At 73.8% G+C, this 25,618-nt stretch carries 18 protein-coding genes; 15 read left to right on the top strand and 3 right to left on the bottom strand.

What is annotated here, in order from left to right; translation table 11 throughout:
* Window positions 1-113 precede the first annotated feature (113 nt).
* On the top strand, window positions 114-1,322 hold the full coding sequence (locus tag ACFWIA_RS30145; protein WP_387010425.1) for an ROK family protein: 1,209 nt from the start codon (window positions 114-116) through the stop codon (window positions 1,320-1,322).
* 25 nt (window positions 1,323-1,347) lie between these two features.
* Here the strand turns inward: ACFWIA_RS30145 and ACFWIA_RS30140 are convergent, their stop codons facing one another.
* On the bottom strand, window positions 1,348-2,334 hold the full coding sequence (locus ACFWIA_RS30140; RefSeq protein ID WP_387010424.1) for an alpha/beta fold hydrolase: 987 nt from the start codon (window positions 2,332-2,334) through the stop codon (window positions 1,348-1,350).
* A 265-nt stretch (window positions 2,335-2,599) separates the two neighbouring features.
* On the opposite strand from ACFWIA_RS30140, the gene ACFWIA_RS30135 reads away from it, so the two are divergent.
* From ACFWIA_RS30135 to ACFWIA_RS30110, 6 genes are all read left to right on the top strand, one after another.
* Window positions 2,600-3,961, top strand: coding sequence for a cytochrome P450 (locus ACFWIA_RS30135; protein ID WP_387010423.1), 1,362 nt, complete (start codon window positions 2,600-2,602; stop codon window positions 3,959-3,961).
* Between the two features lie 406 nt (window positions 3,962-4,367).
* On the top strand, window positions 4,368-7,088 hold the full coding sequence (ppdK, locus tag ACFWIA_RS30130; RefSeq protein WP_387010422.1) for a pyruvate, phosphate dikinase: 2,721 nt from the start codon (window positions 4,368-4,370) through the stop codon (window positions 7,086-7,088).
* A 329-nt stretch (window positions 7,089-7,417) separates the two neighbouring features.
* Window positions 7,418-8,422 (top strand): ArsR/SmtB family transcription factor, encoded by a 1,005-nt coding sequence (locus ACFWIA_RS30125; protein ID WP_387010421.1) that lies wholly within the window; start codon window positions 7,418-7,420, stop codon window positions 8,420-8,422.
* A 133-nt stretch (window positions 8,423-8,555) separates the two neighbouring features.
* Window positions 8,556-9,482 carry an oxidoreductase gene (locus tag ACFWIA_RS30120; RefSeq protein WP_387010420.1) on the top strand — a complete coding sequence of 309 codons (927 nt, stop codon included), beginning with the start codon at window positions 8,556-8,558 and terminating at the stop codon, window positions 9,480-9,482.
* A 112-nt stretch (window positions 9,483-9,594) separates the two neighbouring features.
* Window positions 9,595-10,236 (top strand): hypothetical protein, encoded by a 642-nt coding sequence (locus ACFWIA_RS30115; protein WP_387010419.1) that lies wholly within the window; start codon window positions 9,595-9,597, stop codon window positions 10,234-10,236.
* A 49-nt stretch (window positions 10,237-10,285) separates the two neighbouring features.
* Window positions 10,286-11,017, top strand: coding sequence for an alpha/beta fold hydrolase (locus ACFWIA_RS30110; RefSeq protein ID WP_387010418.1), 732 nt, complete (start codon window positions 10,286-10,288; stop codon window positions 11,015-11,017).
* A 2-nt stretch (window positions 11,018-11,019) separates the two neighbouring features.
* On the opposite strand, the gene ACFWIA_RS30105 is transcribed toward ACFWIA_RS30110, so the two are convergent.
* Window positions 11,020-11,700, bottom strand: a complete 681-nt coding sequence (locus tag ACFWIA_RS30105; protein WP_387010417.1) for a class F sortase — start codon at window positions 11,698-11,700, stop codon at window positions 11,020-11,022.
* A 165-nt stretch (window positions 11,701-11,865) separates the two neighbouring features.
* Window positions 11,866-12,384 carry a hypothetical protein gene (locus tag ACFWIA_RS30100; protein ID WP_387010416.1) on the bottom strand — a complete coding sequence of 173 codons (519 nt, stop codon included), beginning with the start codon at window positions 12,382-12,384 and terminating at the stop codon, window positions 11,866-11,868.
* Between the two features lie 345 nt (window positions 12,385-12,729).
* On the opposite strand from ACFWIA_RS30100, the gene ACFWIA_RS30095 reads away from it, so the two are divergent.
* The 8 genes from ACFWIA_RS30095 to ACFWIA_RS30060 all read left to right on the top strand — a co-directional run bounded on the left by ACFWIA_RS30095 (window position 12,730) and on the right by ACFWIA_RS30060 (window position 25,545).
* On the top strand, window positions 12,730-13,386 hold the full coding sequence (locus ACFWIA_RS30095; protein WP_387010415.1) for an NADPH-dependent FMN reductase: 657 nt from the start codon (window positions 12,730-12,732) through the stop codon (window positions 13,384-13,386).
* A gap of 114 nt (window positions 13,387-13,500) precedes the next feature.
* Complete coding sequence (locus tag ACFWIA_RS30090; RefSeq protein ID WP_387010414.1) at window positions 13,501-13,992, top strand: gamma-glutamylcyclotransferase family protein; 492 nt, start codon at window positions 13,501-13,503, stop codon at window positions 13,990-13,992.
* Window positions 13,993-14,200: 208 nt separating this feature from the next.
* Window positions 14,201-15,532: a deoxyguanosinetriphosphate triphosphohydrolase gene (locus ACFWIA_RS30085; protein WP_387010413.1), complete on the top strand. Its 1,332-nt coding sequence runs from the start codon at window positions 14,201-14,203 to the stop codon at window positions 15,530-15,532.
* 272 nt (window positions 15,533-15,804) lie between these two features.
* Window positions 15,805-17,079: an NAD(P)/FAD-dependent oxidoreductase gene (locus tag ACFWIA_RS30080; RefSeq protein ID WP_387010412.1), complete on the top strand. Its 1,275-nt coding sequence runs from the start codon at window positions 15,805-15,807 to the stop codon at window positions 17,077-17,079.
* 99 nt (window positions 17,080-17,178) lie between these two features.
* A complete protein-coding gene (gene dnaG, locus ACFWIA_RS30075) occupies window positions 17,179-19,083 on the top strand; it encodes a DNA primase (protein WP_387010411.1) in 1,905 nt (634 codons plus the stop codon).
* 318 nt (window positions 19,084-19,401) lie between these two features.
* Window positions 19,402-20,541 (top strand): RNA polymerase sigma factor, encoded by a 1,140-nt coding sequence (locus tag ACFWIA_RS30070; protein ID WP_387010410.1) that lies wholly within the window; start codon window positions 19,402-19,404, stop codon window positions 20,539-20,541.
* 104 nt (window positions 20,542-20,645) lie between these two features.
* Window positions 20,646-24,062, top strand: a complete 3,417-nt coding sequence (locus ACFWIA_RS30065; RefSeq protein ID WP_387010409.1) for a patatin-like protein — start codon at window positions 20,646-20,648, stop codon at window positions 24,060-24,062.
* Between the two features lie 115 nt (window positions 24,063-24,177).
* Window positions 24,178-25,545, top strand: a complete 1,368-nt coding sequence (locus ACFWIA_RS30060) for a hypothetical protein (RefSeq protein ID WP_387010408.1) — start codon at window positions 24,178-24,180, stop codon at window positions 25,543-25,545.
* The last annotated feature ends 73 nt before the right edge of the window (window positions 25,546-25,618 follow it).

The raw sequence follows: 25,618 nt of genomic DNA, 5'->3' as shown, positions 1-25,618 counted from the left end.
GCGGTCGGGTGGCGGCTCGTCAGTTGTGGGGCAAGCGTTGCCGAGTTACGTCTATTTAACACGCACAACTCAATATGTAACGTGGGTTCGGGCGAGGCAAGGGGGAGTCAGCCATGGGCGGACGGCAGTCGAGTGCCGGGGACCTGCTCCAGTTGGTGCGCAGTGGACGGGCGACCACCCGTGGTGCGCTCCAGCAGGTCACCGGGTTGTCCCGGGCCACCGTGGGGCAGCGGCTCGACCGGTTGTTCCGGGCCGGCTGGCTGCGGGAGGGCGCGGCCGGACCGGTGGACTCGCCGCTCGGCGGGCGGCCTTCCGTGCGGTTGGAGTTCGACACCTCGCACGCCGTGGTCCTCGCCGCCGACCTCGGCACCCGACGCGCCCGGGCCGCCGTCCTGACCCTGGACGGCACCCCGCTCGCCGAGCGCGTCGGCCCGCTGAGCGTGGCGGACGGGCCGGGCCGGGTGCTGGACGAACTCGGCAGCTGGTTCGCCGGGTTGCTGGACGAGGCCGGCTGCGGGGCCGAGGGAGTGTGCGGGATTGGGCTCGCCGTACCGGGTCCCGTCGACACCGCGACGGGCCGGGTCGTCCAGCCGCCGATCATGCCGGGCTGGGACGGGTACGACATCCGGGGGCGGCTGCGGCGGGCGCTCGCCGGGCGGACCAGCTGCCCCGTGGCGGGCACCGTGCCGGTGCTGGTCGACAACGACGCCAACCTCATGGCCTACGGGGAGCAGCGGGCGGGCTTCCCGGACTGCGGGGCGTTCGTGCTGGTCAAGGTCTCCACCGGGATAGGCGCCGGGGTGATCGTCGACGGGGCGGTGTACCGGGGGATCGACGGCGGCGCGGGGGACATCGGGCACGTCCGGGTGCCGCAGGGCGCGGACACCCTGTGTCGGTGCGGCTCGTACGGCTGCCTCGCGGCGGTCGCCAGCGGCCGGGCCGTGGCACAGCGACTGGCCCGGGCCGGGGTGGCGGCCGAGTCCGGTTCCGACGTGCGCGCGCTGCTCGCCGCCGGGCATCCGGAGGCGGTGCGGCTGACCCGGCAGGCCGGGCGGGCGGTGGGGGAGGTGCTGGCGACGGTGGTCACCCTGCTGAACCCGGGCGTCCTGATGATCGCCGGGGACCTCGCGGGCACGCCGTTCCTGACCGGGGTGCGGGAGTTGCTGTACCAGCGGGCGTTGCCGCGGGCCACCGCCCGGCTGGAGGTGGTGACCGCGCGGCTCGGCCAGCGGGCCGGTCTGGTGGGCGCGGGCGCCCTGGTGGTGGAGGAGCTGTACGCACCGGGCCGGGTGGAGGAACGGCTGCTCGCCCTGGGGGTGTGAGCCGCGGTGCTGCTCCGGCGCGGGCTCAGGTGGGCAGGGCGGCCAGCCAGTCGGTCAGGATCTCGTTGACCTCCGCGGGGCGCTCCTGCTGGATCCAGTGGCCGCAGCCGTCCAGGACGTGCGAGGAGAGCAGGCCGGGCAGGGTGGTGGGGTACGCCCGGATCGCCTCGGCCAGCCAGGTGGTGGACGCGTCCAGTGACCCGCCGAGGAACAGCGAGGGTTGGGTGACGGGCCGGCCGTGGAAGTCGGCGAGGTCCGCCCAGTCCCGGTCCATGTTCCGGTACCGGTTGAGTGCGCCGACCAGCCCGGTCCGCTCGAACTCCCCGGCGTAGACGTCGAGGTCGTCCGCACCGAGCCACTCGGGCAGCCGGTCGACGGGGAACCGTTCGCGCAGGGTGCCGCCGCGGCCGACGAAGTGCGGGTCCGGGGCGTCGGGCGCGGGCATGGTCCCGGCGGAGAACGCGGCGTAGAAGCCGGCGAGCCAGCCGCGGACGTCGGGTTCGATCTCCGCTTCGACCCGGCCGGGCTCCTGGAAGTAGGAGACGTACAGTTCCTCGTCCCCGCCCATCCCGGCGAAGACCTCGCCGGGCCGCGGACCCCCGGGCGGGGCGTAGGGGACGCTGAGCAGACCCACCGCGCGGAAGACGTCCGGCCTGAGGAGGGCGGCGTGCGCGGCGATGGTCGCACCCCAGTCGTGCCCGACGATCACCGCGGTCCGCGCGCCGAGCGCCCGCACCACGGCCACCTGGTCCTCGACCAGGTCGAGCATCCGGTACGCCGCCGGGTCCGCGGGCCGGGACGAACGCCCGTAGCCGCGGACGTCCACGGCGACCGCGCGGTAGCCGGCCGCGGCCAGCACCGGCAGCTGGTGGCGCCAGGAGTACCAGGACTCCGGGAACCCGTGCACCAGCAGCACCAAGGGGCCTTCGCCCTGTTCCACCAGGTGGGTCCGGCCGGCGGGGGAGGGGACCTGACGGTGGGTGAGGTCCGTGATCTGGGCGGGCTGCGACATGCGTCCTCCGGCCTTTCGATCGATCCGCGGGGTGCCGTCCGGGTCTCTGCCCCGGGTCTCGACCATGCAGCAGACGCGGCGGCGTCGCGAGTCCTGTTGCCGCTTCGGCAAAGCGGGCCGCGACGGGGCCGGCTCCGGGCGTTCACCTGTCCGGTGGACCTGATTGCGGGCGTGACCCCGAGGGGGGTGCGGAGGTTGGGTTCAGTGGAGCTTTGGCGCTTGGGCAGGACCGGGGGGCCCGCCGTGTGGAACGGAAGGACTTCCGATGACTCGTAGTGCACCGCGACTACTCGCCCCCGTGCCGGAGGGCACCGGCCTTTCTGGGGTGCAGGGCGACCCGGGACCGCCGTACGTGGGGTACGCGCTCCACATGATGCGCGATCCGGTACGCCTCCACCGGGAGCGGCTGGAACGGTACGGCCCGGTGTCCTGGGGGAACTTCCTGGGCCGCCCCCTGGTGACCGTGCAGGGGCCCGAGGCCGCCGAGGTCGTCCTGACCAACCAGGACAAGGCGTTCGCGTCCGGCCCCGCCTGGGACTTCTTCATCGGGCCGTTCTTCGACCGGGGTCTGATGCTGCTCGACTTCGACGAGCACCTGGCCCACCGCCGGCTGATGCAGCAGGCGTTCACCCGCGACCGGATGGTGGCGTACCTCGCCCGCGTCCACGACAACGCGGAGCAGGGCGTGGCCTCCTGGCAGCCCGGCAAGCACACCCTGCTGCCGCTGTTCCGGCGGCTCGCCCTCGACATGGCCATCGACGCCTTCGTGGGGCTGTCGCTCGGCAGCAGCGAGATCCGACGGGTGGACCGGGCCTTCACCGAAGCGGTGCGCGCCGGGCTCGCCGTGGTCCGCATCCCGGTGCCCGGGCTGCGGTGGAGCCGGGGGCTGAAGGCGCGCCGCCAGCTGATGGACTTCTTCGTCAAGCACATCCCCGAGAAGCGGGCGCGCGGCGGCGACGACCTGTTCGCGGCGCTGTGCACCGCCGTGTCCGACGAGGGCGAGCGGTTCAGCGATACGGAGATCGCCAACCACATGATCTTCATGTTGATGGCCGCGCACGACACCTCGACCATCACCCTGATGTCCATGGCGTACCACCTGGCGCGCCACCCCGAGTGGCAGGAGCGCTGCCGGGCCGAGTCGCTGGCGCTGGGCCCGGGTCCGGCCGGCACCGCCGCACTGGACTCGCTGCGCTCGATGGACCTGGTGATGCGGGAGTCGCTGCGGCTGTGCGCACCGGTGCCGCTGCTGCCGCGGGTGGCGGTGCGGGACACCGAGGTCCTCGGCTACCACATCCCGGCCGGGTCCCTGGTGAGCCTCACCATCCACACCAACCACCACATGCCGGAGCACTGGCCCGAGCCGGAGCGCTTCGACCCGGAGCGGTTCACCCCCGAGCGGCAGACCGAGATCACCCACCCGTACGCCTGGTTCCCCTTCGGGGGCGGCATCCACACGTGCATGGGCCGCCACTTCTCGGGCTTCCAGGCCAAGGCGGTCATGCACTGCCTGCTGCGGTCCCGTTCCTGGTCGGTGCCCGAGGACTACGAGTGGGAGTTGGACTTCAGCACCCTGCCGGTGCCCCGGGACGGCCTCCCCGTGACGCTGAGCGCGCTCCCCACGTAACCGCTCGCCGCCACCCGGTCGGAGCGCTCCGGACACCGTCCGGATCGTGGGACGTACGGGTGAACGGCGGCGTGATTCTCGCCACCCTTGAGTGGGTGGGTGCTCAGATGAGCGAATGCACTTCCGGAAGGGGTGGCACTGAGTGTCACCCTTTTCTCTTTCAGTGCTCGAAATCAAGTGTGGGTCATGATGCTCATGTGAGCGGATCGTGTCATGTGAAGGTTTAGCTGACTTCAAGAGGTGAACGCTGTGGCCGGATTCTCCTCACTCTTCTGACACTTTCGATCTGCTGGCGGACGAGTGGTTGCAGCCGTATGACAGGCAGGTGGACGTACCCAGAAGCCTTCGATCTGGGTATGTTCCTCGCCGTCAGGGCAGCCACCGAGTCCTTGGGGAGTCAAGACCCGTGTCGGAAAACAGAGATCCTCAGGCCACGAAGTTCGTTTACGACTTCACTGAGGGAAACAAGGACCTCAAGGACCTGCTCGGCGGGAAGGGTGCGAACCTCGCCGAGATGACCAATCTGGGCCTGCCGGTTCCCCCCGGATTCACCATCACGACCGACGCCTGCAAGGTCTACCTGGACAGCGGCGAGGAACCCACGGCACTGCGTGACGAGGTCTCCGCCCATCTGACCGCCCTCGAAGAGCGGATGGGCAAGCGCCTCGGCCAGCCCGACGACCCGCTGCTCGTCTCCGTGCGCTCCGGCGCCAAGTTCTCCATGCCCGGCATGATGGACACCGTCCTCAACATCGGCCTCTCCGACGCGTCCGTCGCCGGACTCGTCCAGCAGTCCGGCGACGAACGGTTCGCCTGGGACTCCTACCGGCGGCTGATCCAGATGTTCGGCAAGACCGTCCTCGGCGTCGACGGCGAACTCTTCGAGGAGGCGCTGGAGGAGGCCAAGGCCGCTAAGGGCGTCCAGGTCGACACCGACCTCGACGCCGCCGACCTCAAGAAGCTCGTCAAACGCTTCAAGAAGACCGTCCGGGCCGAGGCCGGCCGCGAGTTCCCGCAGGACCCGCGCGAACAGATGGACCTCGCCGTCAAGGCCGTCTTCGCCTCCTGGAACGGCGACCGCGCCAAGCTCTACCGCCGCCAGGAACGCATCCCGCACGACCTCGGCACCGCCGTCAACATCTGCTCCATGGTCTTCGGCAACCTCGGCCCCGACTCCGGCACCGGCGTCGCCTTCACCCGCGACCCCGCCAGCGGCCAGCAGGGCGTCTACGGGGACTACCTCCAGAACGCCCAGGGCGAGGACGTCGTCGCCGGCATCCGCAACACCGTCCCGCTCGCCGACCTGGAACAGCTCGACAAGAACTCCTACGACCAGCTGATGCAGATCATGGAGACGCTGGAGAACCACTACAAGGACCTCTGCGACATCGAGTTCACCATCGAACGCGGCCGGTTGTGGATGCTCCAGACCCGGGTCGGCAAGCGCACCGCCGGAGCCGCCTTCCGGATCGCCACCCAACTCGTCGACCAGGGACTCATCGACGAGGCCGAGGCCCTGCAACGGGTCACCGGCGCCCAACTCGCCCAGCTGATGTTCCCCAAGTTCGACGAGGAGGCCAAGACCGAGCGGATCGCCCGCGGCATCGCCGCCTCCCCCGGCGCCGCCGTCGGCAAGGCCGTCTTCGACTCGTACACCGCCATCAAGTGGTCCCGGTCCGGCGAGAAGGTCATCCTGATCCGCCGCGAGACCAACCCCGACGACCTCGACGGCATGATCGCCGCCGAGGGCATCCTGACCTCCCGCGGCGGCAAGACCTCGCACGCCGCCGTGGTCGCCCGCGGCATGGGCAAGACCTGTGTGTGCGGCGCCGAGGAACTGGAGGTCGACACCAAACGGCGCCGCATGACCGCCCCCGGCGGGACCGTGGTCGAGGAGGGCGACCTCGTCTCCATCGACGGCTCCACCGGCAAGGTCTACCTCGGTGAGGTGCCCGTCGTGCCCTCACCCGTCGTCGAGTACTTCGAGGGCCGGATGCACGCCGGCGCCGACGACGCCGACGAACTCGTCGTCGCCGTCCACCGGATGATGGCCTACGCCGACCGGGTGCGCCGGCTGCGGGTGCGCGCCAACGCCGACAACGCCGAGGACGCGCTGCGCGCCCGCCGCTTCGGCGCCCAGGGCATCGGCCTGTGCCGCACCGAGCACATGTTCCTCGGCGAACGCCGCCTGCACGTCGAGCGGCTGATCCTCGCCGACACCGACCAGGAGCGCGAGGAGGCCCTGACCCTGCTGCTGCCCCTCCAGAAGCGGGACTTCGTGGAACTCTTCGAGGCCATGGACGGCCTGCCGGTCACCGTCCGCCTCCTCGACCCGCCGCTGCACGAGTTCCTGCCCGACATCACCGAACTCTCCGTACGGGTCGCGCTCGCCGAGTCCCGTCAGGACGCCAACGAGAACGACCTCAGGCTGCTCCAGGCCGTCCACCGGCTGCACGAGCAGAACCCGATGCTCGGCCTGCGCGGCGTCCGGCTCGGCCTGGTCATCCCCGGCCTCTTCGCCATGCAGGTGCGGGCCATCGCGGAGGCCGCCGCCGAACGCCGGGAGGCGAACGGCGACCCCCGCGCCGAGATCATGATCCCGCTGGTGGGCACCGTCCAGGAGCTGGAGATCGTCCGCGACGAGGCCGAACAGGTCATCGCCGAGGTGGAACGGGCCCGCAACGTGGACCTCAAACTCTCCCTCGGCACCATGATCGAGCTGCCCCGGGCCGCGCTCACCGCCGGCCAGATCGCCGAGGCCGCCGAGTTCTTCTCCTTCGGCACCAACGACCTCACCCAGACCGTGTGGGGCTTCTCCCGCGACGACGTGGAGGCCAGCTTCTTCACCGCGTACCTGGAGAAGGGCATCTTCGGGGTCTCCCCGTTCGAGACCATCGACAAGGACGGCGTCGGCGCCCTCGTCCGGGACGCCGTGCGCGCCGGCCGGGCGGCCCGCCCCGACCTCAAGCTCGGGGTCTGCGGCGAACACGGCGGCGACCCGGAGTCCGTCCACTTCTTCCACGAGGTGGGCCTCGACTACGTGTCCTGCTCGCCGTTCCGCATCCCCGTCGCCCGGCTGGAGGCCGCCCGCGCCGCCGACGAGTCCCCCGGCAGCGACCACCGCTGACCCCACCCGGGTCCCGAGACCCCCGGGGCCGCCGTCGCTCACCCTCACCGACCGGCGGCGGCCCCGGGCGCACGACGGGGCGGCACCCTGTGCGGGGGTGCCGCCCCTCCCTACGTCCCGGCGAAGAGCCCGGCCGGCGACCGCGACGGCACGCGCAGGAGGAGTCCCATCCCCCGGGACTCCTACCGCGCCACCCGTCCGCGCCGCTCACGGGGCACGCCCCGTTTCCCCCGGCCCGCGGGGCTGGCACCATGCTGAGGGCCCGCGGACCGGTACCGCGAGGCTTTTCGACACAGACCGAAACACTGGGTTCCCTGGACGGGGTAAGGGTGCTGCGAATCCACTTCACGTGCGACGACCTCGCGCGGGTGCGGGTCGCCGAACGCCCGCACCCGCTGTGGGAGACCGTGCTCAGCGTGCACCGGCTGCGGGACCGCTGGGCCCCCACCGAGTTCGACGCCTGGCGCGGCGCCGCCCGCCGCGGCCTGCTGGCCGAACCGGACCGGGGGCGCGCCGCGTTCTCGCTGCTCGGCTCCCTCATACCCCGACGGGGCAACTTCCCCGACTTCCTCACCCCGACCCACCTCGCCGGCCGGCCCGGCGACGACCTGCGCGACGGCCTGCAACAGGTCCTCGCGACCCCCCGCCGGCTGCTCAGCCGCGACATCGGCCGGCTCACCGACCCGCCGCACCACCTCGGGCCCCTCGGCGACGGCGACCGCGACGCCCTGCACCGGCTCGGCCACGCCCTGAGCACCTACCACGAGGCCGCCGTCGCACCGCAGTGGAACGCCGTACGGGCCGCCGTCGAAGCCGACCGGGCCCGCTGCGGCCGGGACCTCCTCGACGGCGGCACGGAACGTCTGCTCACCGGACTGAGACCGGTCCTGCGCTGGGAACCGCCGGTGCTCACCGCCGACTACCCGGTCCCCCGCGACCTGCACCTCGACGGACGCGGCCTGATCCTCGTCCCCTCGTACTTCTGCGGCAGACGCCCCGTGACCCTGGTCGACCCCGCCCTGCCCCCGGTCCTCGTGCACCCCGCCCGCGCCGCGCCCGCCCGCGCCGCCCCCGACCCGGACGGCAGCACGGCCGGCGGGCGGCGCGCGGTGGACCGGCTCCTGGGGCGCACCCGCTCCGCCGTCCTCGCCGCCGTCGGCACCGGCTGCACCACCGGCGAACTGGCACAGCGCACCGGGATCTCCCCGGCGTCGGCCAGCCACCACGCCACCATCCTGCGACAGGCCGGACTGATCTCGACGGTCCGGGTCGGGCCCAGCGTGCTGCACACCGTCACCGCACTCGGGACCTCCCTGCTGCACGGCACGCCGTGAGGAGGCGCCCGGCCGGCGCGGGGGAGTGGCCGGGCCCGGTCCTGGGCAGGCGTCCCGTGGACGGTACCCGCCCGGCCGGTGGACGATGGACGGGCCGGTGACGGACGCCCCCGGGTCACGAGGAGCAGGCGGCATGAGCAGCTGGAGCGCACACGACATCCCCGACCAGAGCGGCCGGACGGCCGTGGTCACCGGAGGCAACAGCGGGATCGGCTTCACCGCGGCCCGCGCGCTGGCCCGCCGGGGCGCCCGGGTCGTCCTCGCCTGCCGCAGCGAACGGCGCGGCACCGCCGCCCGGGACCTGATCCGTACCGAAATCCCTTCAGCCGAGGTCGAGTTCGCCCCCCTGGACCTCGCCTCCCTCGACTCCGTGCGGAGGTTCGCCGACACCCACCGGAGCGCCCACGACCGCCTCGACCTGCTGATCAACAACGCCGGCGTGATGGCCCTGCCGCACCGGCTGACCACCGACGGCTTCGAGATGCAGTTCGGCATCAACCACCTCGGCCACTTCGCCCTCACCGGCCTGCTGCTGCCCACCCTGACCGCCACCCCGGGCGCCCGGGTCGTCACCGTCTCCAGCTTCATGCACCACACGGCGAACATCGACATCCACGACCTCAACAGCGCACGCCACTACCACCCGTGGACCGCGTACAGCCGGTCCAAGACCGCCAACCTCCTCTTCGTCCACGAACTCGCCCGCCGACTCACCGCCGCCGGCGCGGACACCGTCGCCGCCGCGGTGCACCCCGGGTACGCCCGGACCAACCTCCAGACGGCCGCCGCCCGGATGGAGGGCCGCCGGGCCGCCGAACGGGTGCTCGGCTGGGGCAACCGGCTGTTCGCCCAGGGCCCCGAGGCGGGCGCCCTGCCCACCCTGTACGCGGCGACCGCCCCCGGGGTGCTGCCGGACTCCTTCACCGGCCCCCGCCTGATCGGTTGGCGCGGCGCCCCCGCCCCCGCCCGGCGCGCCCGGTGGACCACCGACGACCGTGCCTCCGCCCGACTGTGGGAGGAGTCCGCCCGGCTGACCTCGGTCGCCTGGCCCGCTCCCTGAGGCCCCGCCCGCCCCCCGGTACCGTCATGGGCTCGTCAAGGCTGGGTGCCGTCGGGTCAGCGAACCGTCAATCCCGCTGACGCGCCCGGGCCGTCGTTCTACCGTGCCCAGCATGGGATGTGACAGCGCAGGGCGCGAGGACGGGGAGCGGGACGACCACGAGGACCGGGGGGCCGGGAACGGTGGGGCCGACGGCCTCTCCTGGGTGACGATCGTTCCCGGCCCGCCGACCCACCAGGGACCACCGGGCACCCGCAACGTCGACACCGACCGCCGCTGGGCCACCGACCGGCGGGACGCCCTCTGTTGCGCACTGGCCCTGCTCGGCCTGATCTGCCTGGTCGACCTCGGCAACGCCACCCTCTCCGCAGCACGCGCAGCCCTGTGGGCGGCCCTCTCCCTGCTGCTCTACGCCGTGCTGCACCCGCCGTTGGTCACCGCGGGACCCGGCTGGCTGGCGGTCCGCGGACTGTGCCGCACCCGACGGGTCGCCACCGACCTGCTGATCTCCGCCCGGCACGGCGACGGCATCCAACCCCGGCTGGTCCTGCGGGACGCCCTCGGCAACCGGGTCGAGGTCGACCCCAAGGTCCTCACCGGCAACCCGCTGATCTGGCACCGCCTCGACACCGGGGCCCGACACGCCCGCGCAAGCGGACTGCTGCGCACCGGCACCGCCGTCCTGGAGGGGATCGGCGAACAGCTCGACGTCGAGGAGGCCCGGGCCGTCTTCGAGGTCTCGCACCTGAGCTGACGCCCGCCGGCCGGTAGGGTCGCCCCGAGGAGCGCGGATCGGGGGACCCATGACCACTGCGGACGTACCACCCGTCGTCCTCGTGCACGGGACGCGCTTCAGCGCGGGGCAGTGGAGCCCGCAGCTCCCCGCGCTGCGCGCGGACTTCCCGGTGGCCGCCGTCGACCTGCCGGGGCACGGCGCCCGATCCGCCGAGCCCTGGAGCCTGGCCGCGGCCACCGAGGTCATCGCCTCCGCGGTGGCCTCGCTCGACCACGGGCCGGCGCTGGTCGTCGGGCACTCGCTCGGCGGATACGTCGCGCTGGACTTCGCGCGGCGCCGCCCGGACCTGCTGCGCGGGCTGGTCCTGGCCGGCGCCAGCGCCTCGACCCGCGGTCCGTGGGCGGCGCCGTACCGGTGGGTCGCCGGGCTCGTCCCCCGGCTGCCGGCGCACCGGCTGACCCGCTGGAACGACGCGCTGCTGCGCCGGCTCTACCCGCCGCAGGTGGTGGACGCCACGATCCGTGCCGGTTACGCCTTCCACACGCTGCCGGCCGCCTGGGGCGAGGTGCTGGGCCGCTTCGACGCGGCGGCGCTGCGCCGGGTGGCGGCTCCCGTGCTCATCCTGAACGGCGAGAAGGACACCCTCTTCCGCTCCGGCGAGCGGGACTTCGCCCGCGCCCATCCGCGGGCCCGCGTGGAACTGATCCCGCGGGCCGGGCACCTCGCGAACTTCGACGACCCGGCCGCCTTCACCGACGCGGTCCGCCGCTTCGCCCACCAACTCCCCGCCCGGGGCTGAACTCAGCGGACGTCGGTCAGGTGGGCGAAGACGACGACGTTCCCCTCGTAGCCGGTGCGCTTCGAGTACGGGCCGCCGCAGGTGATGACCCGTAGCTCGGGCCGGGGCGCCGGGCCGTAGACCTTCTCGTCGGGGAAGTCGTCGGCCGTGTACACCTCCACGGCGCTGACCGTGAAGACGGCGACCGAGCCGTCCCGCCGGTTCACCTCGATGGTGCGTCCCCGGACCAGCGCGCCCAGCCGGTAGAAGACGGCGGGACCCTCCGCGTTGTCCACGTGCCCCGCGACCACGGCCGTGCCGCGTTCGCCCGGGGTGGTCCCCGCCTCGTACCAGCCGGCGAGCTCCGGCCGCTCGGGCGGCGGCACGTCGAGCGCACCCCGTGCGGTCAGCCCGAGCCCCGTCAACGGGGCGTCCACCCCGATCGACGGGATGCGGACGCGGTCCGGCGGTGACGGGGGCAGTGCGGGCGCGCCCCCGGCCAGGTCCGTCCGGTCCGCGGCCCCGGTGTCCGAGGGGCCGGACCGTGCCGACTGCGCGGCGGACGGTTGCGGCGGTCGCGGCTCCACGGCGACGTCGCGCAACAGCCACACGCCCGTGCACAGGGCCAGCGCGGTGACCCCGGCTATGGCCGCGTCGCCGGGTCGCCGCCGGGCACCGGTCGTGGAACGGGCCCGTGTGCGCATGGGTTCCCCCTCAGGTCGTGAGCGTGCGGGGCGTGGGGGCGGGGTTCGTGGGGGGTGGGGCGCAGGTGGGGAAGAACGGTTCGCTGCCCCCTCCGGCCCCGGCGAGGGGCCGCGGGACCGGAGGGGGAGCGAAGGGCGGTACCGGTGGACAGCGGAGGGTGTCCGTCAGATCCCGTCGCCTCTCGCCCGGCGATGCAGGAGCCAGGTACCGCCCGCGGCGGCGACGGCCAGGGCCGCCACACCCGCCGCGGTCTGTACGGGGTCGGGGCCCAGGGCGCCGCCGACCCCCGTGTTCACGTGTCCCCGCGGATGCGCGGGCAGGTCCGCCGCCCCGGCGAGGACCACCGACAGGTCCGCCGCGCTGCGGGTGCCGTCCGCGCACCGCACGACGATCTCGTACGTGCCCGGCTGTGCGGAGGGCGGCACCTCGAAGCGGCCGACCGCCCGCCCCTCGGTTCCGCTCGGGGCGAGCGTGAAGGAGCCCGCGCCGACCGCACTGGCATCGCCCGCCGCGACCCCGCGCGCTCCGCAGCCCTCGCTGTGCGCGGCGACCGGTTCGCCCGGCACGACGGTGGACGGGGAGAGCACGGCACCCCCCGGACCGTCGGCTCCGGCGGGGGCCGCGGTGAGGCCCGCCAGGGCGACGGCGAGCGCGGCGACGCTCAGCGGACGGGCAGTGCGCATGGATCGCTCCTCGGACCGGGCGTGTCCGGCGGCCCCCAAGTGCCGCTGTCTCGGTCACGTCCTCGCACCACGAGACAACGGCCCCGGGCCGCGCCCCGCCTCCCGGAGCATCGCCCCGGATACCGGCGAACGGCCGACGCCCGCGCTCGTCCGCCCGCCGTTTCAGCAGGTCATGGGCGCGCAGACGGAAACCCTTGCGGGTGGGGTGAGCGGGACGGTGAACGGGTGACGGGGCGCCGGCCGCAACGGAATGGGGCGACGGCGGTGCTCGGCAAGGGAGGTGACGGACCGTCCGCAGCGGACGGGTATTGACCTCAACCTTGGTTGAGGGAACACGCTGGGCCCATGACCACGAGCCAGCAGGCCCCTCGGGCCGAAGCGACCGCCCCGTCCGCCCTGACCACCCCGCACACCCCGCCCGCCCCGGCACCCCTGAGGGTCGCCGTCGTCCTCGGCAGCAACCGGGAGGGCCGGTTCGGGCCGGTCGTCGCCGAGTGGCTGCTCGCCGAGATCGCCGAACGCCCCGAACTCCGCGCGGACCTCGTGGACGTCGCCGCAGCCGACCTGCCCACCTCCATGCCCCAACGACCGTCCCCGCGGATCGACGCCGAACTCGCCAAGGTCTCCCCCCTGCTCGCCGAGGCCGACGCCTTCGTGGTGCTCACCCCCGAGTACAACCACTCGTTTCCGGCCGCTCTGAAGAACCTCATCGACTGGCACTACGGGGAGTGGCACGCCAAGCCGGTCGGCTTCGTCTCGTACGGCGGCGTCTCCGGCGGGCTCCGCGCGGTCGAACAGCTCCGCCAGGTCCTCGCCGAACTGCACGCCGTCACCGTGCGCGACACGGTCTCCTTCGCCAACGCCGGGTCCCGCTTCGACGACGAGGGCCGGCTCCTGGACCCCTCGCCCTCGGTGGCCGCGGCGAAGGGCATGCTCGACCAGCTGACCTGGTGGGCCCTGACCTTGCGCGAGGGCCGACAGAAGCGTCCGTACCGGACCTGACCCCTTCCCCGACGTTCCGGTCGCCGACGACAATCGGTTCCGGAGACCGGGACGTCCGGACCACGGAGCACCCCGGGCCACGGCCGCGGGCGAGCGGGAGGACCACCCACGGGCATGACCAGCCACGACCACGCGCCACCCGCAGCCCGCGCCGTGCACACCGAGCACCGCGTGCTGCCGTTCTTCGTCTACGGCACCCTGCGGCCCGGCGGCAGGTACCACGCCACGCACCTGGGCGACGCCGTCGCGGCGGGCGGCACGGTCGAACCGGCCCGGCTTCCGGGCGCCGTGCTCTACGACGGTCCCGGCTACCCGTACGCCGTCCCCGCCCCGGCGCCCGCCGAGGTCCTCGGTGAACTCGTCACCGCTCGCCCCGACGGGTACCGGGCGCTGCTCGGCTCACTCGACGGTCTGGAGGAGTACCGGGGGGCGGGCGACCCGCGCAACCTGTACGACCGGGTGGTCCGTGAGGTGCTGCGCGCGGACGGCACCGCCGTGCCCGCCTGGGTGTACCTTGCGGCGGCGCCGGTGGCCGAGCGGCTGCGGCGCGGGGGCACCCGGATAGCCCGGGGTGACTGGCTGGGGCGCGCCCGCGCTGCGCGCTGAGGTCCGCGGTGCGGCTGGGGGTGCGCGGTCCCTGTGCGGTGCGCTGTGGATTCGCGCAGTTCCCCGCGCCCCTGATCGGGTGCGTTCTGCTCGGGGTGCGTTGTCGTGTGAGCGTGCGCTGTGGTTTTGCGCAGTTCCTCGCGCTCCTATCGGGGCGCTCTCCGGTGCGGGCGGTCCCGTGGTGTGCGGCCCGGTTACTGTCGGGGGCATGGCACGTACCTCCCGCTCCGAGCCCGATGCGGTCCCCTACGACTCGGCCGACACCGCCCGGTGGGCGGTCGAGGCCGACAAACGCCCGGGCCGCACCGCGTTCCAGCGCGATCGGGCGCGTGTCCTGCACTCCGCGGCGCTGCGCCGGCTGGCGGGCAAGACCCAGGTGGTCGCCCCCGGCAGCCGCGGCCCGGCCTGGGACCCCAGCCCCCGCACCCGGCTCACCCACTCCCTGGAGTGCGCCCAGGTCGGCCGGGAACTGGGCGCGGCCCTGGGCTGTGACCCCGACCTGGTGGAGACGGCCTGCCTCTCCCACGACATGGGGCACCCCCCGTTCGGCCACAACGGGGAACAGGCCCTCAACGAGGTGGCGGCCGACTGCGGCGGCTTCGAGGGCAACGCGCAGTCACTGCGCCTGCTCACCCGCATCGAACCCAAGCGCTTCGCCCCGCCGCCCGACGCGCCCGGCGCCCCCGAGGTCAGCGTGGGACTGAACCTGACCCGCGCGGCCCTGGACGCGGCCACCAAGTACCCCTGGCCCCTGGGCGGCCACCCCACCGACCCGGCCTCGCCGAAGTTCGGGGTCTACGAGGACGACCGCCCGGTCTTCGACTGGGTCCGCGCCGGCGCCCCCGCCGACCGCACCTGCTTCGAGGCGCAGGTCATGGACTGGTCCGACGACGTCGCCTACTCGGTCCACGACCTGGAGGACGGACTGCACGCCGGGCACATCGACCCGAACGTGCTGCACTCCGCACCGGAGCGGCAAGCCGTCTTCGAGGTGGCGGTCGGCCGCTACGTCCCCGCCGACACCGACCCGGCGGAACTCGCCGCGGCCCTGGACCGGCTGCTCGACCAGGAGTGGTGGCCGCACGGCTACGACGGCTCTGCGTCCTCGCAGGCCGGCCTCAAGGACGCCACCAGCCAGCTCATCGGCCGTTTCTGCCTGGCCGCGGAGCACGCCACCCGGGCCCGCTGGGACCCGGGGCACACCGGCGCCCGACTCACCCGGTACGCGGCGCAGCTGATCGTCCCCCGGGAAGCCGCCCTGGAGTGCGCGGTCCTCAAGGCCGTCGCCGACCGGTACGTGATGCAGCGGGCCGAACAGGAACGGATCAGGGCCGAGCAGCGCGTCGTCGTCGCCGAACTCGCCGAGGCGCTCACGCTGCGCGCCCCGTACGGGCTCGACCCGCAGTTCCGCGCGCTGTTCGACGCGGAACCCGACGACCGGGCCCGCAAGCGGGTGATCGTCGACCAGATCGCCTCGCTCACCGACGCCTCGGCGTCCGCCCTGCACGCCCGGCTGACCGGCCGCCCCGGCGGTCACTGACCGCAGCCGCGCCGGTCGCCCGCCCCCGGCCGGCGACCGGCGCGCGCGGGGCCGGTCGGCGCCCGGGCGGCCCACTGACCGGTGGCGTCCGTGCGCCCGGGGGACTGAACGCCGGGTCCCCGGGGCACGCACCTGAGGAGGGACGGCGGGCGGAATCCCCGGTACCGCCACGGCGCGTGACGAGCACTGGCCTGATCGGGTCACCCCCTCTTCCCGCATCCCGCCCGGTGCGGGACGCTCACCCTGGCGGATAGCTCACGAGGAGGCATCACGTGGTCGACGAGGATCAGACGTTCGTCATCATCGGTGGAGGGCTCACCGGCGCCAAAGCCGCCGAGACCCTGCGCGAGGAGGGCTTTTCGGGCCGGGTCATCCTGATCGGCGACGAACGCGACCACCCCTACGAGCGCCCCCCGCTCTCCAAGGGCTATCTGCTCGGCAAGGCGGACCGGGACAGCGTCTTCGTCCACGAACCGGCCTGGTACGCGCAGCACGACGTCGAGCTGCACCTCGGGCAGACCGTGGACCTCATCGACCGGGCCACCCGGACGGTGCGGCTCGGCGACGGCACGGCCATCGCGTACGACAAGCTGCTGCTTGCCACGGGTGCGGAACCGCGCCGCCTCGACGTGCCCGGTACCCAGCTCGTCGGCGTCCACCACCTGCGGCGGCTCGCGCACAGCGAGCGGCTGCGCCAGGTGCTGACGAACCTCGGCCGGGAGAACGGCCACCTGGTGATCGCGGGCGCCGGGTGGATCGGTCTGGAGGTCGCCGCCGCGGCCCGCTCCTACGGGGCGGAGGTCACGGTGGTGCACCGGGGGCCGACCCCGCTGCACGGCGTGCTCGGTCCGGAGCTGGGGCAGCTCTTCACCGACCTGCACAGCGAACACGGGGTGCGGTTCCACTTCGGCGCGAACCTCACCGAGATCGTCGGGGAGGACGGCCTGGTCCTGGCCGTGCGGACCGACGACGGCGAGGAGCACCCGGCGCACGACGTGCTCGCCGCGATCGGCGCGGCCCCGCGCACCGCACTCGCCCAGGCCGCGGGCCTGGAGCTGGTGGACCGGTCCCAGGGCGGCGGCATCGCCGTGGACCTGGCCCTGCGCACCTCCGACCCGGACATCCACGCGGCCGGCGACATCGCCTCCGTGCACCATCCGCTGTTCGACCGCCGGATCAGGGTCGAACACTGGGCGAACGCCCTGAACGGCGGCCCGGCGGCGGCCCGCGCGATGCTCGGCCGGGACGTCACGTACGACCGGCTGCCGTACTTCTACTCCGACCAGTACGACGTGGGCCTGGAGTACTCCGGCTGGGCGCCGCCCGGCACCTACGACCAGGTGCTGATCCGCGGGGACGCCGGGAAGCGCGAGTTCATCGCCTTCTGGCTGGCCGACGGCAAGGTGCTCGCGGGCATGAACGTCAATGTGTGGGACGTCACCGCACCGGTGCAGGCACTGATCCGGTCCGGTGCCCGGGTCGACCCGAACGCCCTCGCCGACCCGGCCGTCCCCCTGGAATCGCTGGTCCCGGCGGACGCGGACTGACCCCCGCCGCGCGGTGGGGCCGGGGCCGGAGTCCTCCACGGACGCCCCGGCACCACCGCGCGGCGCGGGAGTGTCGGTGCTCCCCCGTAGAATCGCGGCGTGGCCGGCAGGATCAATGACGAGGACGTGAAGGCGGTACGGGACGCGGTCCCGATCGACGCCGTGGTGTCCGAGTACCTCCAGCTGCGCAGCGCCGGCGGCGGGAACCTGAAGGGCCTGTGCCCCTTCCACGACGAGAAGTCGCCGTCGTTCCAGGTCAGCCCGTCCAAGGGGCTCTTCCACTGCTTCGGCTGCCAAGAGGGCGGCGACACCATCACGTTCGTGATGAAGGTCGACCACCTCTCCTTCTCGGAGGCCGTCGAGCGGCTCGCCGGGAGCGCGGGCATCACCCTGCGCTACGAGGAGGGCGGCTACAACCCCAGCAACCAGCGCGGCGAACGCATCCGGCTGGTGGAGGCCCACAAGATCGCCGCCACCTTCTACGCCGAACAGCTGGACGCCAACGCCGAGGCGGAGATCGGCCGCAAGTTCCTCGCCTCCCGCGGGTTCGACCAGTCCGCCGCCGAGCACTTCGGCGTCGGCTACAGCCCCGCCGGCTGGGACCACCTCACCCGCTTCCTGCGCGGCAAGGGCTTCAGCGACAAGGAACTCCTGCTGTCCGGCCTGTCCCAGGAGGGCCGCCGCGGGCCCATCGACCGGTTCCGCGGTCGCCTCATGTGGCCCATCCGGGACATCTCCGGCGAAGTGGTGGGCTTCGGTGCCCGCAAGCTCCGCGACGACGACAACGGCCCCAAGTACCTGAACACCCCCGAAACGGCGATCTACAAGAAGTCCCAGGTCCTGTACGGCATCGACCTCGCCAAGAAGGACATCGCGAAGGTCAGCCGGGCCGTGGTCGTCGAGGGCTACACCGACGTCATGGCCTGCCACCTCGCGGGCGTCACCACCGCCATCGCCACCTGCGGCACCGCGTTCGGCGGCGACCACATCAAGATCCTGCGCCGCCTGCTGATGGACAACGGCTCCGCCCGGGTGATCTTCACCTTCGACGGGGACGCGGCCGGCCAGAAGGCCGCACTGCGCGCCTTCGAGGACGACCAGAAGTTCGCCGCCGAGACGTACATCGCCGTCGCCCCCGACGGCATGGACCCCTGTGACCTACGGCTGGCCGGGGGCGACCAGGCGGTCGCCGACCTGGTGCAGCCCCGCACCCCGCTGTTCGAGTTCGCCCTGCGGCAGATCGTCTCCCGCTACGACCTCGACACCCCGGCCGGCCGCGCCGCCGCCCTGGACGAGGCCGCCCCCGTGGTCGCCCGCATCAAGAACAGCGCCTCCCAGCACGAGGTCGCCGTGCAGCTCGCGGGCCTCGTCGGCATCCTCGACACCCAGTTCGTCGTCAAGCGCGTCGCACAGATCGCCCGCTGGGCCCGCGACCGCGGCGGCCAGGGCCCCGCCCCGGACCGGACCCGGACGACCGCCGGCCACGAGAGCAGCGCCCCCCGCCGACCCCAGGGCCCCGCCCTCAACCTGCGCAACGCGGTCCACGCCACCGAACGCGAACTGTTGAAGCTCGCCCTCCAGCGCCCCGAACTCGTCTCACCGGCCTTCGACGCGTACGGCGCGGACGAGTTCACCGCCGAGCCCTACGCCGCCGTCCGGGAGGCCGTCATGGAGGCCGGCGGCGCCGAACGGGGCGTCCAGGACTCCCAGGCGTACCTCGTCCGGGTCCGGGAGGCCGCCCCCGACGACCGGGTCCGGGCCATGGTCACCGAGCTGGCCGTCGAGGCGATCATGCGTCGCACCGTCGACGAGGTCTACGCCGGCGAACAGCTCGTCGCCGTCCGCCGGCGTGCCGTGGAGCGCCGCGTCCGGGACATCCAGTCCACCCTGGCCCGCCTCGGCGCGGGCGGCGACCCGGCCCACCTGGCCGCCGTGCAGAACGAACTCTGGGTCCTCCAGCAGTACGACCAGTCGCTCCAACAGCACGGCGCGGGCGCACTCTGACGCCCGGCGCGGGGGCGCCGACCCCGGACCGCGCGGGCCGCCGTCCGCCGGCCCGCACGCATCGGCACCCGTGAGCACGCGGTCACGCTCCGGGCGCAAAAAATACCCCGCACGCCCCTCGTGGCGGGGATGTGTCGTACAGCACACTGGGGTCGGTGCCTGAGTCCCCGGAGCGCGGCCGGTCCGTCCCCGACGGACCTTTCACCCCCGCGGTTCCGCTCATACGCGTACGGGGCGGGAGCGGCGCGACCGGTCCCGTCGGTCCCGTCGTTCCCCCTGTCGCTCGCCTCAGCAGCGAACCCCCTGGAGGTCGCCGCCGTGCAGACCCAGACCCTCGCCCAGTCGCCCCACGACACCCGCGCCCCCGCGGCCCGGACCCTGCCCGCAGTGCCCACGCAGGGCCCCGCACCGCACCACCCCGAAGCGACACCCACCGACTGTCGCCCGGCCACCGCCGACCGGGACGACCCGCCCGGACCCACCGCCCCGGACGAACCGGCCGCCCGGCCCGACCCCGCGCCGCCGGCCGGGCCGCACGCCCCGAGCGGCACCTCCTCCGACCTGTTCCGCCAGTACCTGCGGGAGATCGGCCGCATCCCCCTGCTGACCGCCGCCGACGAGGTCGAACTCGCCCGCCGCGTCGAAGCCGGACTGTTCGCCGAGGAGAAACTCCACACCGCCCCCGACCTCGACTCACGGCTCGCCGGCGAACTCGACCGGCTCGTCGTCCTGGGCCGGATCGCCAAACGACGCCTCATCGAAGCGAACCTCCGGCTGGTGGTCTCCGTCGCCAAGCGCTACGTCGGCCGCGGCCTGACCATGCTGGACCTCGTCCAGGAGGGCAACCTCGGACTGATCAGGGCCGTCGAGAAGTTCGACTACGCCCGCGGCTACAAGTTCTCCACGTACGCCACCTGGTGGATCCGCCAGGCCATGTCCCGCGCCCTCGCCGACCAGGCCCGCACCATCCGGGTCCCCGTCCACGTCGTCGAACTCATCAACCGGGTGGTCCGCGTCCAACGCCGCATGCTCCAGGAGTACGGGTACGAGCCGACCGCCGGGGAGGTCGGCGCCCAACTCGACCTGTCGCCGGAGCGGATCAGCGAGGTGCTGCGGCTGGCCCAGGAACCCGTCTCGCTGCACGCCCCGGTCGGCGAGGAGGACGACGTCGCGCTCGGCGACCTCATCGAGGACGGTGACGCCGCGTCCCCCGTCGAGTCCGCGGCCTTCCTCCTGCTGCGCGAACACCTCGACGCCGTGCTGTCCACCCTCGGGGAACGCGAACGCAAGGTCGTCCAACTCCGCTACGGCCTCGCCGACGGCCGCCCGCGCACCCTGGAGGAGATCGGCCGGCTCTTCGGCGTCACCCGCGAACGCATCCGGCAGATCGAGTCCAAGACCCTCAACAAACTCCGCGACCACGCCTTCGCCGACCAACTCCGCGGCTACCTGGACTGACACGCCCACCGGTGGGCCCGGCACCCCCGCGCAGCCGCGTCCGTCCGGCCGTATCCCCGGGGAGCCTCCCACCCCGCCGGGCGCCGGCCCACCACGCTCGCCGCATGGACACGAGAGACGACTGCGGGCACGGCGACCGGCCGGGCGCCGGCGGCACCGACTGCCCGCCCCACCGCAGCAAGGAGCTACGGCTCGCCCTGGCGATGCGCGGCGGCGTCAGCCTCGCCGTCTGGATGGGCGGCGCCTGCCAGGAGATGGCCGCCCTGCGCAACGCCGCCCCCACCGCGGACTGCTCCTCGGACTTCTACGACGTGCTGCTCCGCGTCTGCGGCTACCAGAACGCCGAGATCGACGTCCTCGCCGGGACCAGCGCGGGCGGACTGAACGCCGTCCTGCTCGCCTCGCACCTCGTCCACGGGATGCCCTTCGCCGAAGGGGTGCGCAACCTGTGGCTGGAACTGGGCGACCTCGAAGGACTCCTGCGCACGGAGTCCCGCCCCTTTCGGGTACCGGACTCCCTGCTCCGCGGCGACGAGGCGTTCTACGAGCGACTGCGCGACGCCATGGTGAAGCTCGTCGACGCCCCCGGCGACAAACCCGCTCCCGCCACCTCGCTGCGCCTGATCATCACCGCGAGCCGGCTGCACCCCCGCCGCGACTGGGTGCGCCCCACCCTCGGCCAACCCCTCCTGGTGGGACGCTCCCAGGCCCACTTCCGCTTCCGGCACCGGCACACCACCGGCCCCGTCGCACAGAACGCCCTCACCGACTTCTACGACGACGGCGAGACCGGCCGGGCCCTCGCCCGGCTCGCCTACGCGGCCCGCTGCTCCTCCTCGTACCCGGGAGCCTTCGAACCCGGCCGACCCCGGGTCGCCGAAGCCGCACCGCCCCCGCAGGACGACGTCCCCTTCGTGGACCTGAGCGGCATCAGCAGCGAAACCGGCTGCCCCGACCCCGACGCGCACGGCCGGGTGCAACTCCTCGACGGCGGACTCCTCGACAACATCCCCGTCGCCTGGGCGGTCCGCGCCGTCGCGGGCGCCCCCGTCACCCGACGCCCCGACCGCTGGCTGCTGTTCCTCCAACCCGTGCCGCCGTTCCCGCCGCCCCCGCAGCAGCCGACCGGGTCCCGCCGCCGGGTCACCCGACTGCTGCGCACCCTCGCCGCCTCCCTCAGCATGAAGATGGGCAGCGAATCCCTCCTCGACGACGTCCAGGAACTGCGCACCGCCGCCGCCGGACTCGCCCGCCAACAGGGCATCGCCGGCGTGCTCCCGGACGACCTGCCCGGCCTCCTCGGCGCGGCGAACACCCGGTTCGAGGTCTACCGGCACGTGGTCGGCACCGCCGAGGCCGACCGGATCGCCCGGCTCCTCCAGGACCCGACGGAGGTGACGGGACCCGACCCGCTGCCCCTGCCGACGGTCCCCGGCCCCCTCGACGTGCTCGACGCGGCCGGCGGCGACACCTCCGTACGGCTGCTCGCCGCACTGCGCCGCCAGGCGGACGAACTGGCGACCCCCGAACTGCCGCAGCAGACGACGTCGGTGGACCGCCTCGCCGTCTCCGGACGGACACCCCTCGCACCCGCCCGCGCGGTGCGCCTGCTGATGGACTGGCTGCGGGCCTGCGAGATCGCCGCTGCCCGGTCCGAGGGCGCGGCCGTACCGGACTTCGAGGACCTGTGGCGGCGCCTGTACGCCGTCCGGCTCGCCGCCGCGGCCACCATCGCCGCCCGCGACCGGCTGCTGCTCCACACGGTGAACGCCGCAGCCGCCGACGGCGTACCGGGCCGGCCCGTCCCGCTCGTCATCAGGGCGTCGACCCGGCTGGAGGCACTGCTGACCCCGCTCCCGCCGCTCCCGTCCGACCCACCAATCCCGCCGAACCTGACGGACCTGACGGACTGGGAGGCGTGGGCGGGCTGCCTCGCCCAACGCGTCACCGTCGCCACCGCGCCCCACGCGCCGGCCCGACCCGCCGTCACCGCGCCCCGTGCGCCGGCCCCGTGCGCCGCCCCCGAATGGCCCGTCCACCTCTACGAGGACCTGTGGGACCGACTCGCCGGCCTCGGCATCGACATCGCGGTGGTGGCCCGCGTCCCCGCCCCCGAGTTCGCCGCCCTGCACCAGGCGTCCGCCCGGGGCACCGCCACGATGCGCACCGCGCTCACCGCCGCCGAGGTCCTGCTCGGCCCGCTGCGCCCCGACCCCTTGGCCGAGGCCACCGACATCGGGCTGCACACCGTCTCGGCGGCCACCCGGAGCTGGGCCACCGACACGGTGCTCGCCGAGGGCGGCCGGCCCGGCCCCGCATCCGCCGAGGAACTCGTCGCGGCCAAACTCAGCGGCAACCAGCTCAACAACTTCGCCGCCTTCCTCAGCGCCCGCTGGCGCATGAGCGACTGGACCTGGGGGCGGCTCGACGCCGCCGCCTCCCTCGTCTCGATCGTCGCCACCGACTGCCGACTCGCGGCGCGCTACGGGACGGGCGACGACGACCGACTGCTCGCGGACCTCGCCGCCGACCTGGAAGCGGACCTCTACGCACTGATCGACCAGGGACACGTACCCCTGCCCGGCACCCCACCGACGGTCCCCGCACAGACCCCGGCCGACCTCCTCGGCTACCTCTGGGGCACCGTCCCCGGCCCCGAACGCTGGGACAAGGTGCGCCAGGTCCTCACCGCGGTACGCCAGCGCGGCATCCTCACCGAGGAACTGCCGCTGATCGGAGCGCTCCAGGAGAGCGGCGCGGGCGACCGGCCACCCGGCTCCCCCGTCCCGACCGTCCCCGTCGACACCCCGGAGGGGTTCACGGGGGCACTGAAATCCTTCCGCGACATCGGCGCCGAAACCATCGGACAGCTGGCCCGCAAACCGGACCCGCGCCGCACCGCACTGCGGGCCGGACTGCTTGCCTGGCCCGCCCTCCAGCCCACGGGCCGGAGATGGGTCCGCCTCGTGCACCTCGGGGCGGGCTTCCTCAAGCCGCTGTTGTGCGTCAACCCGCTGCTGGTCCTGCTGGCGCCGCTCTGGGCGGCGATCGCCGCCCCGCTGTGGTGGGTTGCCGTCGCGGCGAGCACCGACAACTGGTTCTCACCGCCCGGCCACGGGCTGGTGCTCGCCCTCCTGGTCCCCCTGATCGTCGGCGTCCTCATCCGCATGACCGCCAACAACTGGCTGCGGGCCCTGTCCATCGGGGGCGCCCTGGCCCTGCTGGGCGGAGCGGTGTTCCTCCTCGACCGACTCGGCACGGCCTTCGGGACGCAGGACCTGGCGGCCACCGCCACCGGAGTCGCCTACACGCTCGCCGCCGGGGTGCTGCTGTTCCCCGCCGCGGCCCGCCGGGTGCGGCTGCCGCTCATCGCCGTCGCCCTGGGCACCGGCCCCGCGCTCGCCGTACTGTTCGCCGGCGCCCTCCCCTCCTGGTGCGCGGCGGCCCTCCTGTACCTGGTGCTGCTCGCCGTCACGGGCCTGTACCCGTGCCTCTACCCCAGGGCCAAGACGGACTCCTGACCGGTTCCACCACAGCCCGGGCACGGCCGGGACACAGGACTTACGTACGGGTGTCCTACCGGTCCCGCGAGAAGCTCCTGTTGCTCCCGATCGCCGGAACGACGGAGGAACCACCATGTCCCCACCGCCCTCGTACGCACACCTCTTCGCACCCTCCACCCCCGGGAGGGGGCCGGGGCGACGGGGGGTACTCGCCGCGGGCGCGGCGCTCGGCCCCGCCCTGCTGCTGGGCGCCGCGCCGACCCCCGCACGGGCGGCACCGGGCCGCCGCCGGGCGTTCACCCCGTTGCTGCCGCCGCCGACGGGCCGCCACCGCGTCGGACAGGTCGACGTCCACCTGCGGGACGAGGACCGCCCCGACCCGTGGCGGCCCGACCGGGCCCGTGAGCTGATGGTGACCCTCACCTATCCGACGACGGCCACCACCGGCACCCGCCCGCGCTGGCTGAGCCGGACCCAGGCCACCCGTTTCGCACGGGGCGGGATCACCCACCTGGGCCTCGCCGAGGGCGCGGTGGACTGGGCGGGCATCCGCACCCACACCCTGCGCGGCGCCCCGGTGCGCCCCACCCGCGACGGGCTGCCGATCGTCGTCCTCATGGCCGGCGCCCTGCTGGACCGGATCGAGACCACCCAGTACGCCGAGGAACTCGCCAGCCACGGCTACCTCGTGGTGCAGCCCGACCACACCCATGAGACTCCGCTGGTGGAGTTCCCCGACGGCCGCACCGCCCGGGCCGTCATCGAGGACTTCGCCCAGTACGAGGACGACGACCTGGAACAGATGATCCAAGCGCGGGTCGACGACACCGGGACGATCCTCGCCGCGCTGGAACGCTTCCACCGCGGTCGCCGCACCGACGCCTCGGGCCGCCGCCTGCCGGACGGCCTCGTCGGCGCGCTCGACCCGTCCCGGGTGGGCATCGGCGGGCACTCGGCCGGCGGCTTCGCCACGGGGGAGGCCCTGCGCGCGAACCGCCGCATACGGGCCGGCGTCAATCTGGACGGCATGCTCTACCACAGCAAGAACCCGCAGAACGCGAACGGTTGGGTGTTCGGCGAGTCCGGGCTGCACGGCCTCGCCGAACACCAGGCGTTCCTGCTGGTCGGCGCCGAGTGGTCGGGGCCGGCCGAGGTGAACCGGCCCTCGCCCCACAGCCATGTGAACGACGAGTTCCTGGGCTCCTGGAAGAGCTTCTGGGCGGCGCACCGCGGCTGGAAGCGCGACTTCACGCTGACGGGCGCCAAACACCTCATGTTCACCACCGCCGCGCCCGTGCACGCCCAACTGGTCAAGGGCGCCGGCCTGGCCCCCGGACGTCTCACCGACCTCTTCGGCACCACCCCGCCCGAAGCGGCGACCCGCGCCCCACGCGCCCTGCTGACGGCCTTCTTCGACCTCCACTTACGGGAACGGGCCGACCCCCGTGGCCTGTTGGACGGCGATACGCATGCCCACCCGGACCTCGTCCACGTGCCCTGAACGCGGTGCGGGGGCCCCCCCCCCCCCCCCCGGGGGGGGGGGGCGCCCCCGGGGGGGGCGGCGGAAACGGCCC

Origin of the sequence: Streptomyces sp. NPDC127068, from assembly GCF_042724695.1 — a bacterium.
Taxonomy (GTDB): domain Bacteria; phylum Actinomycetota; class Actinomycetes; order Streptomycetales; family Streptomycetaceae; genus Streptomyces.
This window is presented reverse-complemented; position numbering and strand designations above follow the sequence as displayed.